General features: G+C 43.0%; 9 protein-coding genes and 1 pseudogene. 1 reads left to right on the forward strand and 9 read right to left on the reverse strand.

The window, feature by feature from the left end:
• Positions 1-52: 52 nt before the first annotated feature.
• On the reverse strand, positions 53-3394 hold the full coding sequence (locus WA1_RS46765) for a Swt1 family HEPN domain-containing protein (RefSeq protein ID WP_017744970.1): 3342 nt from the start codon (positions 3392-3394) through the stop codon (positions 53-55).
• Positions 3395-3534: 140 nt separating this feature from the next.
• Here WA1_RS46765 and WA1_RS46770 point away from each other — a divergent pair, with 140 nt between their 5' ends.
• On the forward strand, positions 3535-3783 hold the full coding sequence (locus WA1_RS46770) for a hypothetical protein (protein WP_017744971.1): 249 nt from the start codon (positions 3535-3537) through the stop codon (positions 3781-3783).
• Between the two features lie 67 nt (positions 3784-3850).
• Here WA1_RS46770 and WA1_RS46775 read toward each other — a convergent pair whose 3' ends face one another.
• From WA1_RS46775 to WA1_RS46810, 8 genes and pseudogenes are all read right to left on the reverse strand, one after another.
• A complete protein-coding gene (locus WA1_RS46775) occupies positions 3851-4369 on the reverse strand; it encodes a hypothetical protein (protein WP_017744972.1) in 519 nt (172 codons plus the stop codon).
• Positions 4366-4815, reverse strand: a complete 450-nt coding sequence (locus WA1_RS46780; protein WP_017744973.1) for a DUF6932 family protein — start codon at positions 4813-4815, stop codon at positions 4366-4368. Before WA1_RS46780 ends, WA1_RS46775 begins: the two co-directional genes overlap by 4 nt.
• Before the next feature lie 74 nt (positions 4816-4889).
• Positions 4890-5228: a hypothetical protein gene (locus WA1_RS46785; RefSeq protein ID WP_017744974.1), complete on the reverse strand. Its 339-nt coding sequence runs from the start codon at positions 5226-5228 to the stop codon at positions 4890-4892.
• Between the two features lie 30 nt (positions 5229-5258).
• Positions 5259-7307 (reverse strand): DUF1156 domain-containing protein, encoded by a 2049-nt coding sequence (locus tag WA1_RS61030; protein ID WP_148662905.1) that lies wholly within the window; start codon positions 7305-7307, stop codon positions 5259-5261.
• Positions 7270-7674 (reverse strand): annotated as a pseudogene (locus WA1_RS62030) (DUF7689 domain-containing protein). The gene WA1_RS61030 and the pseudogene WA1_RS62030 overlap by 38 nt, the downstream one beginning before the upstream one ends.
• Before the next feature lie 6 nt (positions 7675-7680).
• On the reverse strand, positions 7681-7983 hold the full coding sequence (locus WA1_RS46800; protein ID WP_017744977.1) for a hypothetical protein: 303 nt from the start codon (positions 7981-7983) through the stop codon (positions 7681-7683).
• A gap of 111 nt (positions 7984-8094) precedes the next feature.
• Positions 8095-11658 carry a helicase-related protein gene (locus WA1_RS46805; protein WP_017744978.1) on the reverse strand — a complete coding sequence of 1188 codons (3564 nt, stop codon included), beginning with the start codon at positions 11656-11658 and terminating at the stop codon, positions 8095-8097.
• 279 nt (positions 11659-11937) lie between these two features.
• Positions 11938-13866, reverse strand: a complete 1929-nt coding sequence (locus WA1_RS46810) for an ABC-F family ATP-binding cassette domain-containing protein (RefSeq protein ID WP_017744979.1) — start codon at positions 13864-13866, stop codon at positions 11938-11940.
• Positions 13867-13897 lie beyond the last annotated feature (31 nt).

Below are 13897 nucleotides of genomic sequence, written 5' to 3' on the forward strand. Positions count from 1 at the left end.
CATCCGCCATGCGGTGGGGTGGTTCATTTCTCAATTAGTTATTAGTGGATACTTATTCCTCTTCAAAGTTGTGAGTTGTGAACTTGAGGGTACGACAATTTTCACTGACTGTACGAATTACGTGTTCTGGTACTCCATCGGGCAATTGTACTTGAATTTCGAGAGTCACTTGCACGTCTGCACCGATTAAGCTGGCTAGATGTTGCAACACCTCATTGGCTACTAGTCCTGTATCTCGCGTCACTCGCACGGGATCTAAATCGACAGAGCCGTAAAAACGCCGTAGTTTTTTCTGTGGTTGAATTGCGGTAGAGTCACTGCTACTAATTTCAGAAACTGTACTGGTTGCTATGTGACTGACATCGACTTTAGTTTCATTGCTAAGAGTTGTTGTCTCTTGGTGTTGGCGTTCTTGTTCGGCTGCATCTGCATTCTTCTGGGTGGCTGCAACATCAGGTTTTACAAGAAAGCTTTGGCTGCTAATGGTAGCTGTAATGTGTTCGTTTGTTTTTAATCCCAAGTAGCGCTGCTTGGTTTCATCGTAACCTGTCGCATAAGCAAAGTTTTCTGATAACAGCAGTGCTGCAACTCCTTCCTGGATAGCGTTTAGTAGCACTTGTTCGTTTTTTAGGCGGGGTAAATAGGGGTAGTTTGTCAGATATTTCCAGAGTGTTTTTAAGTCAATGCGATCGCTATTGCGCCAGATAAAGGGGTCGAGAACTTCGAGTTGCAAGCGTGCTGCGGAGTAATTGGGGATAAGATATTCTTCGTGAACGAGTCTGCGGCTTGCTCGCAAAATGGGAGAATCTTGTCCTTGAAGTCGAATTTCTTCCCAAACAATTGTGTTTTGCGCGTCGGGTTGGGTGGGAACGAGGAGCCACTGATAAGTTTCTTGTAGTAAAAGATCGACTGTTTTGTTGGCATCTTTTTGCTTTTGTGTTGCTTGATTGGTTTGAGCAACGCCAAGTTCTAAGCTTTCTTTGTCTTGGACGATAGAATCCCAAGCTAAGAATTGACAAACAGACTGCACCAAGCCATCCAGTTTGGTTTTATCTGGTGCGAGGAACAGGAGCAAGTTTTTGCAGTACCGGGGACTGGCTCCTTTGGTGGAGAGCATTTCTGCTACTTTCTCATAACCAGAGCTATCTTTAGCTTTGCTGCTGTGGGGATATTGCGGACTGAGGACAACTAAACGCACGCCCATATTCTCATCATCTGGAATATCAGCACTGGAGTTGGGCGCAATGTGGACTCCTGCAAATTCACCGCGCTGACGGTCTTCTCTGAGTCTACGAATAATCTCTGACCAAACACGGTCTTCATCTTGTTGAATTTGGTTGGCTCGGTCTTGGGCGGTACGGGTAACATTGGGTTGAGTGGAAATCCAATAGCGATGATTCCCGTCTACATAAAGATAAGTTGCTTGGTCGGTGAGGCGGCGCAAAGCATCGCCAAAAGTTGCTGGACTTTCACCTGGTTGGACGCAGCCAAGTTTGATTCGACGGTCTTCTAATCCTCGATTCGCTGCTCGTAAGGTGGGGGCGGAACCAAGATAAATGGTGCGAGTAACGCGGCGACAAGCAGAGTAGCGTCCCAAGTTGGGATTTTGACCGTCTAGGAAAACGGGGAGGGAGTTTGTTCCATCTACGTCTTTTTCAATAACGGGAACCCAGGAGTCATCTAGGTAACGGGTGAGTTCTGACTGGACTTGAGCGTCAGCCATTGGTATGTTAGCTGGTAGAACGATTAAGCTGCGATCGCTCTGTTCCCAAAGAAAGTGAATCACCTTTGCCATTAAGCGCAGTACGCCTCTGGTACGCTGAAATTTGTCCAGACTAGACCAATCACTATAGAGGCGGTCGAATAGTTCGGGATGGATGGGATAAGCTTCTCGCAAACGGCGTTCGTAGTCAGCTTCTCGACATTCTGAGGGGAATTCTTGAGCTTGGCTGCGATACATTTCACTAAACGCCCGCACCACTGCATCACGAGCCACAAATAAATTGGCGTCGGTAAGCGGTTGAAACAAGCGACGGCGGACGATTTCAAAACTTTCTTCAGCACTTGCTGGACGCCAAGGAGACTCAACCCGACCAATGGCATTTTTGAGGCGGTTGAGGGCTTCCTTACCGCGATCGCCTCCTATTTCGATATCAGAGGAAGGAATGCTGACCACTAACAGGGTGCGATCGGCATTTTTTGCTGATTCGCTCAGGGTTTGAGCAAAGGTGAAGTGAGTATCAAAACTACCTGCTGGTAAGTCGCGGATATCGTGGAGTTGACGGGCATAAGATACCCATTCATCAATAAGAATGAGACAGGGAGCATAGCGATTAAAGAGTTGTTTGAGGTTGTCACCGGGGTTAGTTGCAGTTTCGTCTGCTTCCCGTACCATTTCATAACCTTCTTTCCCGCCTAGTTGCCAAGCCAATTCACCCCACAAGGTTCTAACAACAGTACCATCTTTTTTATGGTGCAATTGACCCGGAGAAATTTTATTACCCACCAAAACAACAGTCTTGACATCAGTAGGGAGTTCTGAAACGCCCGCCGCCGCAAACACTGGTTCCAAACCCGGTAATTCGCTAGCAGAAACACCGAAAAACAAATGATACAGGGCAAGTATAGCGTGGGTTTTTCCACCACCAAAGTTGGTTTGCAGTTCAATCACGGGATCGCCTCCCTTACCGGAAAGACGCATTAAACCGTTGGTGAGTAATTGTTTAAGCCCTTCTGTTAGGTAAGTACGACGGAAAAATTCTGTAGGCAAGCGGTATTCATCAGAACCTTCATCTAAGTAAACCTGCCAAAGGTCAGCAGCAAATTCCGCTTGTTGGTAGCGACCAGAAGCAACATCAGGATGAGGAGTTACGATTTCCCGCCAGGGTTTAAGACCGCCTCCAGGATTAGTTTCTATGGCTGTAACAGCAGCTTTACGAGTTTCACGACGAGCTTGTTCTTCAAAGCGGATGCGGAGAAGTTCTTGTTTTTGTTTTTCAACAGCATCAGATTCAGGGGCGGAGATAGCACTCAGGAGTCGAGTGATACTGTCCAGAGCGCGATAGGTATCATCTGTAGAGAAAGCATCATTGTGCGCCCAACCATTGCGAGTGACCATTAACTCGCCCACTAAGTTCTTCTCTGAATTGCCCAAAGTTTTTTTGAAGACCTCACGCCACTGATTCCACATCACTTTCATCAGTTCTGAGACATCCTGCTTGAGGATTTGAGCGACAGTGCGGCGCAGGGTGCGGTCTTCTGAAACAAACGGGGTAGCCGCAACTATCCACTTATCTCCATAACTTCCCCGCATTTCTCGTTCTACAAAGGGATACAAACCCTCTTGTAGTAACTCCAAGGCTCTGCCAACTCGTTCGCGGTTACTAATAGCCATAGTTTTTTATACTACTCATTACAATCATGTTGTAGGCTTAGCCTCCGCGATCTAGCTTGAGTTGTAGCCTATAATTATAGTATATTTTCTCACTTACAAAACAGCAAATTTTATGTGTATTGATAAGAGTTGAGGTTTAAATGAATATTTCACTTAAATTGAAACCGGAAGTTGAAGCACGTCTCATTATCCAAGCCAATGCTCAAGGGGTTTCTATAGAAACTTATCTTGAGTCCCTAATTGAAGAAAAACTAACCAGCAAGGTGGAAAAAAGAGTAGCTCCAGAAAATTGGACGAGTATGCTCGATCGACTCGGTAGAAGTCCTTCTCTTGCAAAAGCACCTATGCTTTCAGATGAGGATATTAGCCGTGAGAGCATATACGATTGAAGAGAAGATAGCCAGTTATGAGTTATCTAGTTGATACTAATGTTTGATTACAGCTTGTACATAGGAGCTATAACACTGCTTTGACTTCTTCCTTGAGATTTTCTGTTTGTCGCATTGCAGCTAGATGCTCCAGGTAAAAATCGTCCATTTTGGCAATAAATTTATCATTAATAATTTCTACACCTAATGCATCTCTAACAGCTAAAAAATCTAGGAATGATGCATTTTGATAGTCTCGATCTTCAAAAGATTTAATTTGTTCTTCGGTGCGATCGCATAGTGCAGCAAGTTCTTTTTGGGTAATTTTAAAAGCTATTCTGGCTTTAATTAATAATTGAGATATTTTATTCATGCACTCCACTTGGAGCGTAATAGGTTCGTTGGGATTATGAGCGATTAATGCTTCGTATTCTGCTATTTGTTCTTGTAGGTCTTCGCGTTGAGAGGTGACCCCATCATATTGAATCTGCCAATCGTCTGGTTGATTTTTTTTCTTATGGTCGTCTTGCTCTAACATGGTGATTGCTCGACTCATTCCCTCTGCCCAATTCTTGGTAACGTTATACTCTAGCTCGTTTTTAATCATGGTTCCCACCTTAACAGGTCTATTGCTATAATACCTTTTCTATTATTCTGTCTGTCGAGTAGGAAGAAATCTAGAGATGTTGTGCCTTCGTCATTAACAATCTGGTCAGTGCGAAATAATTCACCTTTATACTTAGCCTTTTGGGCAGCTCGTTTGTTTGTAAAATTTAATAAAGTTGGGTGATTTTGTCTCAAATAGTCCATATCAACAGCATCTGGTTCCCAACATGCATCAAAATCGTTTGGATTTGGTTCGCTTGTTACGAAGGAACCATTTATAAAAAAATTTCGACACCCAGCGTCTTTTAAATCAGTCATTGCTGCTTCCATTCCGCGAATCATTCTTGCACGTGCGGGTGTATAACCAAAATTTTCTTTAAACTCGCTCCAATCACAAAAATATACGCCTGGTGGTAAATTACCATTCTCATCAAAATCTGGAATCATTCGTTAATAAAAAGCAGCTAATTACTGATATAAATAGCATACCATTCTTGTAAATAATTAAGTACATGAGGAAACTACTTCTTGGTATACGGTGCTTGTTCTTTATCGAATTGTCTTTTCACCTTGAGAAATTCTGTAAATAATTCAAAGAAACGATTTAAAGCGTCGATCTCGTCTTCAGAATAGAAAAGAATGATACGTGACCATGATTGAGTTGAATGCTGGTTAAAGCGCTGCTCTATCCACTCTTGAAATTCTTCAAATTCCTGCTCTTCTTGTGTTTGAGCAATAGCTAATTCTCGGCGAGCAAACGTATATCCATCTAAAAAAATTTGTAAATGGCTAATTGATTTTTTTCCTAGATATAAAGCAGGTCTTTTTTGAATTTTTTCTATCAATTCATAAAATGACATTATGTCTACCTATTCAAATGAAATAAGTTACTAAAATAACTGTCCTTGAACTGGTTCTTGTTTTGTTTCTACAGCAAGGCGTGAAATTTCTGACCAAGAGATCACTATGCTGTTGTAACCAATGGCTTCTTGCGTCCATCCTTTGCGATCGCAGATACTATACAAGCGATAAGCCAAATCTCGTGCTGTTTCACCGCGACTGCCTAACTGAGCTAACATAGCAGCAGATGCCATCTCCCCTTTTTGGTCTAGAGTATAGATAAGGTATTGAGTTATTTCCCAATCAGAAATACGAGAGTCGGTAGCCGGGTTCCAGTTTTTTGGTAGTTCTTCACGGCGTAGGAGTCTCACTTTACCGCTTTTTGCTGTGAGAATTCCCCCATTCACCAGTCCTTGTACGCTAGTGTTTTTGGCTTTGGAGAGAGTTTCTGCATCTCCATACAATCCTTCGTTGTATTGGTGTTGTTCAAACCAAGTCAGAGCATAGCGAGTATCGGCGTCAAATTCCCCTTCTTGTTCGGTGAGGTATTCGTCGAGCATTTGGTTGATAAGTTGCAAGGCGGTACGCACGCGCATAGGAACACCGTCAGCATCAAGGACTTTAGAGTAACGGGAGAAAATCGCCATACCAGGACCAATGCTAGCTTGAGCTAAGTCAACGGGAGCGATATTACCTTGTTGTAGATTTTTGAGGGCTTCGGGGAGTTCGCGTTTAAGTTCGTTAAGGAATTGGCGACGGGTAGTAGAGGGGGCATTTTCTGGGCGTGGGCGACAGACAAGGACTATTGAAGTAGCAAGAGCATTAATTTTGGCCTTAATACCAGTTGGTCGTTCGGTTCGCATAGGCCAAGTGCCAGTGACAGAGAAACCAGCACTAAGTAATCCTTCTAGCATAGTTTCCCATCCAGTAGACGCAATGGAAAAACTACTCTTACTGCCTTTTGAATTTTCATCAGCCTCTGATTGCTTAAAGGCATAAAAAACAGTGAGCGGGTACTCAGCACAAGAAGCACCATTCATGGAGGCAAAAGCTTTACCCAAGCCTTCCTCAAAGAATACTTGAGCTTTTTTTTTGTTTCCATCAAATCGATAAGGCGTTGCTATTAATTCTTCTGATTTAGGAGTTACTACAGTGCTAAAAAGATTGGTGTAGACTTTGCCTAGTGAACGACGCAGCCAAACATAAAAAAAATCTGACAAGTCAGCATAGCCGATAGCGTCATAATAGGGTGGGTCTGTTGATATACAAAATTTTACCGTATCCATCTCCCATTTAGCTGTGGCATCTTTTTGATAAACCTTCAAGACTGATTGATTATTTGTGGACAGATCTTGAATAGCAAGTTTATCTAATACTTTAGGTACAAATTCTAAACATTTGCTCCAACTTGCTGCTTGGCAAAATGGATTAATTTCTCCAAAGTCCCATGTCATTGGGATAGCTTGTCTTGCAAACATGTGTACAACTAATTCGTGTGCGGGATTGCTACTCCAAGGACAGAGCGTTGAAGACAAATCCATTAGCCTACTTATTCCAAAAGCTAAATAAGTCGCCGTAGCATCAGCATAAGCGAGTGCATCTACTCCTCCCTGACACAATGGTAAACTACTATCAGATATTCCACTAGCCACTACATCGCGTTTGATACGCTCCTGTACTTCGCTGACTAAATCACTAAACGTAGTTAGTACTGAAAGCTGACGTGGTGTAAATATTTCTGCATAGCGATTCAAGCCGTACAGTGGTGGAGAAAACCAACGAGGGTTTTTTGGTAATTCCGTTAACGGCTCCCATTCTGGTTTTGCTTTGGATGCAATTTGTGCGTGTTCCCGATTGGGAGATAAATAAACTCGCTGACGCTGACCTTCTGCCACAATTGCCATTAACTGAGCACTCATTTGCCCCACTTTGCCTTCAGTACGGATATAGTCGGTAGGTACTGGAGTGCCGCAGCAAATACAAGTTGTACCTTTGCGGTTAATTGTTCCATCTGCTGGTTTGAGCGAAATACTGTCACGTTCTGCCTCAGTTTTTGCATTCTTATGCTTTTTCTCTTGTTCTTGCTGTGTCCGCACCACAAACCGCTAGTTTGCTAGTCCATCTTCCATTTGGTAACTGTCTAGCAACATGAGTTGGGACACCATCTAGCTCTCCTGAAGGCTTAGTATAAATTGCAATTTTTTGAAATCCTGACTCTAATTCAAAACTGTTGCAACGTGTATACCCAAAAGTTTGATAGAGCATAATGAATGCCTCTAATGTTAATTCCCTTGGTACTTCATTGAGCCAATACGCATCTGGATCTGTCGGGTCCTACCAGCAGTCGTCTGACTCTGCGCCCCAAGCAATGCAATTGTAATCTGACGTTGCAGGACTGGTAATTTGATAAGAACCAGGAGATAAGTTTGGACAATAAGTTGCAATCCAAGAATCTATTCTTGACACTTCATCCTACCATTTATATCCGTGTTCTTTTCCCCATTGCAACCAAGCGGCTGCCATTTGTTTGATTTTTCCACGCTGTTCTGGTTTTACAGGGTTTTCACCAGTAAGGGATCTTAGTGCTGCAAACCAATGATTTGGTCTTGTCTCAAGTTCTTTCAGTATCAAAGGTATGACTGCATCTCCCATTTCTATAATTTGCTGATATGCTTTATGGTTTGTTTTTTCTCCAACAAATGATGAACCATTCACCTCTAATTCCCATAGAGTTACTAATTCCTTAAATTTCTGTGCTATGTCTGTTGTCAGCATAATTATCTTGACCTTCACCTATTTAAATAATTAAACTATATGAACATACTAGTACAGCGCATTGGAAATAACCTCGCGATTCAATTCCCGACGCTATTGCATATAAAAATGTTAACTTGGTTCGCTTCCCTGCTGCCACAATTCTTTCCAATTGTAGTTTACACTCGTGACGCCAAAATCCGGTTCTTTTTGAAAGGGACGCTGTACGTAGTGAATAACACAGGCATTATCTCGCACTTTATAAGTTCCCTGTGATTCTTTCACTTTCCACACATCACCTTCGGTAAATTTCTTGGATTTAGGTACTTGCACGAGTGCCAAAATAAAATTATCTGGCTTATTCAGAGCAGTGATAATTTCATTTTTGGTGACTGTCACTGTATCAGATCCCTCTATCCGTCCCTTAACTTCAATAAATCGCAATTTTCCCGTATTGGGAATACGCGATTCTATATCATAGCCGCACTTATCAGCACTGACATCTTTTGGTTCGTAACCCAACTGCTTTTCTGCATCCAAAACTGCTTGCATTGCTAGTTGTTCTACTCTCTGCTTTTCCTGGGCGAAGGTATCGGCTGTGGCTTGACGCTTTCCTTGCAGTCGTTGCAGTAACCCTATCGATACAACTAACGCACCTCCTACTACAACAGGAGGTAGGGGGGAAAGACGGCTTTCTTGCTCTAATTCTCCCATCCGCTTTTGCAATCGTGCTTGTAGCTCGTCGGCTCTTGCTCTTGCTTTGGCTGAGTTAATTTTAGCATTCGCCTTACCTGCCATTTCTTGCAGTTGCAAATCTTCTGCACGGCGATCCCAATAATTAATTTCCTTAATCAATCGGTCTTTTACCGCCGCCATTGTCTTGTCTATCAATTCCTCTTTGTGATGCTTTACTTCCTGTAAATGTTGGGGAACAATATGAGCGATTGCATAACTTGCTGCTTGAGCTTCAATATCTTTTCGCAACCAAGTTTGTTCTAATATTGGCTCTAGCAGTGGTTGCATTTCTTCTGGGAGTGCTTGATAGTTTAAGTAAGGTGCATAACCCGCATTCCGTGCTTGTCCAGTTGGATCGATTTCTACATACTGCATCCGTCGCGATACGACTCGACGATTCCCCGTTACATCTGTCCGAGCATCTTGTATAGAATGTTCTAAATAAACTAAAGCACGAACTTGTTCGCCCGGATCGTTTTCATCGACTAAGATACTACCCTGTTTCAGAACATCTCTGTGGCGTTCGAGAATTAGGTCGATAGTAGCATCTAACAAAGGATGTCCGGGACAAACCAAGGCAGCTAGTGGTTTACCGGAAACGCTAATCAGTTGCTTGTCAAAACAAATCCTCTCGTAACGGGTGAGAATTGCTTCTCTAGTCCCTACAACCCGTCCTCGGTTGCGAATTATGGCTGGAACATAAGTAATTTCATAACGGTGAGATTCCCGTTCCCTGACTGTTCCGCCTAACTTTTGAAAAGCTTCCAAGAAAAACGAAGCAACGAAATGCGGTTGCAATTTTCTGGCTTCGGCTCGTTCCATTTCTTCTCGAATTTGCCGTACCTTAGAAATATCCATTGCATCCCGTGCTAGAGCTTTTTCTTCTAATAACTGTTGCAAGCGCTGACGATCTAAGCAATCGGCAACAACTTTGGTGAGTCGCTCTTTCACTTCCAGAGAATCACCATAGCGAATTGCCTCAATCAAAAGTTCCCGCAGTTGCACGCCGTCAATGGCTTTGCCCAGAACATCAAAAACTTTACCTCCCAAGGCATCCTGCTCGACTTCCAGCTTTTTCAACAGTGCTAAGTAGACATCACCTTCACGAGTTTCCTTCGCAACCAAATTCCACAGGTGACAAACTTCAGTTTGCCCAATACGGTGAATGCGACCAAAACGCTGTTCCAAGCGGTTGGGGTTCCAGGGCAAATCGTAATTCACCATAAGGTGCGCTCGTTGCAGGTTAATGCCTTCTCCAGCAGCATCTGTCGCAATCAATACTTGTACGTCAGGATCTTGGGTAAATGCTTCTTGGGATTTTCGCCTTTCTTCTCGCCCCATCCCCCCGTGAATTGTTGCTATAGCTTCGGGGTTTCCCAAGAGGGTACTAATCTGCTGTGTTAAGTAATTTAACGTATCGCGATGTTCGGTAAATATGACGAGTTTGCGGCGGTGACCCTTGGCATCAAACAGTTCTGCTTCATTTTGTAGAATCTGGGAAAGTTCCTCCCACTTTCTATCCGTACCTCCACGACGAACTTTTAAGGCAAGCTGCTCTAATTGCTGTAACTGAGCAATCTCTACTTTGAGTTCAGCAATGGTTCTTGCAGCAGAAGCTTGGTCAACCACTTCTTCTTCTGTTGCTTCTCGTTCATCACTGGGGCTATCTTCTTCAAATTCCTCTACATCTTCAATTACGACTCCGAATATATCAATTCGGGCATCATTGCCTCGTTTGAGTAATTCTTCTTCTCGCAAGCGTTTTTGTAACCGTTCCCGTCGCCGTCGCAGTGACTGATAGATAGCTTCTGGAGAAGATGCCAAGCGGCGCTGTAAAATCGTCAAAGCAAAGCCTACAGTTCCTTTGCGTCCTTGATTGTCAAGGGCATCAGCACGGTTAAACTCTTCGCGAACATACTCGGTAACCTGTTTGTAAAGCACCGCTTCTAAGTCGGAAAGTTCGTAATCGACAGTAGAAGCGCAGCGTTCGGGAAATAGAGGAGTGCCATCAAATTTCAACAAATCTTCTTTGACCAACCGCCGCATCAAGTCGGAGGTGTCGCAAACGTGAACTCCATCTCGGAATCTACCCTCAAAGCGATCGCCATCTAACAACGCCATGAAGAGTTGAAAGTCTTCTTCCTTACCGTTGTGAGGTGTAGCAGTCATGAGCAAGAAATGCCGGGTAATACTGGAAAGCAACTTACCTAGCTTGTAGCGCTTTGTTTCTTTAATATCACCGCCAAAAAAGGAGGCAGACATTTTGTGTGCTTCATCGCAAATCACCAAATCCCAATCAGTTTGGGCTAGTTTCGCAAGTAGGTCATCGTCACGGCTCAATTTATCTAGACGTGCAATGACTAGAGGCATTTCTGCCAAAGCATTGCCTGTACGGGCGGCTTCAATGCGATCGTTGGTGAGGATTTCAAACGGGAGGTGAAAGCGCTGGTATAATTCATCTTGCCACTGAGCAGCGAGACTGCCCGGACAAACTACAAGACAGCGGTGTAAGTCACCTCGGACAGAAAGTTCTGCCATCAGCAATCCCGCCATAATCGTTTTCCCTGCACCGGGATCGTCAGCCAGTAGAAACCGCAAGGGTTGGCGAGCGAGCATTTCCCCATAAACTGCCGTAATTTGATGGGGAAGGGGTTCGACTAGGGATGTGTGTACTGCTAGTAGGGGGTCAAAAAGGTGTGCTAAACGAATGCGGTGTGCTTCTGAAACCAGACGTAATAACGAGCTATCGGCGTTAAAACTCCAAGGACGGTCTTGAGTAACGCTTTCCAGTGTGGTTTCGCGATCGCGATACAATAACTCATTTCCCGGACGACCACTGGTGTCTTTGTATGTTAATTCTATAACATCAGAGCCAAACCATTTTATGTCAACAACTGTAACCGCTTGATTGAGTAAAATGCCTCTGACTATTGCCCCTTTAACCAATTCCTCTAGTCGCATTGCTCGCGAATCTTTTAGGTCTAATATTATTTTATGTTATGGATTGGGCGGGAAGAGAAATTTTGATTTTGTAACGAAGTGTAAAATTTTTAGCTTCGATTTGTAGTTGAGATGCACGCGAAGACAGCGCTACTACGAACCAATTATGTTACGAACCCAACTATGCTCTTGTGGTACGGGCGAGGACGCCCGTACCACAAGAATTAGGTTGATTAAGATTGTGCAAGTTAAACAATTCTGAGCTTAATCTTCAATTCACAATTAGCAATTAGCAATTAACTAAGACTCCCTTTCAGCCAATTCCAACCATCGTTCAGTTGCTGTATCAATTGCTTGCTTTAAAGTTTCTACTTGTTCGTAGAGTTTCTGCACTTGGCTGTAGTTACCAGGAGGAACTTTTGTCAGTGCTTTTTCCGCTTCTGTTTTTTGAGTTTCTAGCTGAGCAATTTTCCCTTCTAATTGTTCAAATTCGCGCTTCTCCCAATTGGATAATCCTCGCTTTTTCGCTGTTCCATTCTCTTGAGAGTGAGACTTTGCATCTAATGTCTCATTTTTGACTTTCTCTTTGGTAGGAGCGCTTTGTTGCAGCTGTTCTTCTTCTGCTTTCTTATAATCTAAATAAACCGAGTAATTGCCTGGATACTGTCGAATATTTCCACCTTCTTCAAAAGCCAATATAGTGTCTACTGTCCTATCTAGAAAATAGCGATCGTGAGAGACAACGATCGCACAACCAGAAAAATCCTCTAGATAATCTTCCAGTACTGCCAAAGTCTGAACGTCCAAATCGTTCGTCGGTTCATCTAATATTAGGACATTGGGCGCACCCATCAAAATACGTAGCAGAAATAACCGTTGTTTTTCTCCTCCAGAAAGTTTGTGAATGGGAGCATATTGTTGGTTACCTGGAAACAAAAAGCGCTCTAGCATTTGGGAGGCAGTAATTCTCGTGCCATCCGCTATACTGACAAATTCTCCTTCTTCTTTAATGTAGTCAATCACGCGCTGATTTTCGTTCAATGCCGATAGCAATTCTTCAGAATGTTGATCGAAATAACCAATGTGAATGGTAGAACCGATGTCTACAAGCCCGGAATCTGGAGTACTGCGTCCCGTAATGATGTTTAGTAAAGTGGATTTACCCGCACCATTACTACCAATGATACCAACTCGGTCTTCCGGGCTAAATTCGTAGGTAAAATCTTTGATTAATGTTCTTTCATTATAAGCCTTAGATACGTTATTAATTTCAATAACTTTTTTGCCGATACGACGACTTACTGTAGAAATATCAACTTTACCTTGAACTTGTTTAAACTCTGTTTCCCTCATTGCCTGAATGCGGTCAATTCTGGCTTTTTGTTTCGTACTGCGGGCTTTGGGTCCCCGTTTTAACCATTCCAATTCACGCCGCAAGACACCTTGATGTTTTCGTTGGCTGCTAACAGCAGAGTCTTCCGCTAATGCCTTCTTTTCTAAGTAGTAGGAGTAGTTACCTGCGTAGGTGTAAATGTCTCCTCGGTCAATTTCAATAATCCGATTGGTGACTTTATCCAAAAAGTAGCGATCGTGAGTTATCAGTAAGAGTGCGCCACGATAACGATTTAAGTAACTTTGCAACCACTCTACAGAATTGGCGTCTAAATGGTTTGTCGGTTCATCCATGAGCAACAAATCAGGTTCTGACAGCAAAGCCGTAGCCAAAGCGATTCGTTTGCGATAACCACCAGATAAAGTGCCAACAAGAGCATTAAAGTCTGTGATGCCTAATTGTGAAAGAATGATTTTAGCATTTGTTTCCAGTTCCCAAGCATTAATTGAGTCCATCCGCTGCATGACGGAAGATAAACGCGATAGCAACTGTTTATTTTCTGGTGTATGGGCTAATTTATCGGAAAGTTCTTCATACTCCCGCACTAAAGTCATTTGTTCGCCACTGTCAGCAAAAACTTGCTCTAAAACTGTGTGGTTTTCATCGACTTCTGGTTGTTGGGGTAGATATATGATTTTAGCACCAGAATTGGCTAGAATTTGACCGCTATCAATCGGTTCTAATCCGGCAATCATTTTTAACAATGTGGATTTTCCAGAACCATTGGTTCCAATTAATCCGACTTTATCATTTGCATCTAGGCTAAAACTTGCCTCTTTGAGAATTTCTTTGATACCAAAATCTTTTTTAACTGATTGTAGTGTGATAATACTCATAATATTTGGTTAGTGGTTAGTTGTTAGTAGG

It is taken from the genome of Scytonema hofmannii PCC 7110 (genome assembly GCF_000346485.2).
Lineage (GTDB): Bacteria > Cyanobacteriota > Cyanobacteriia > Cyanobacteriales > Nostocaceae > Scytonema > Scytonema hofmannii.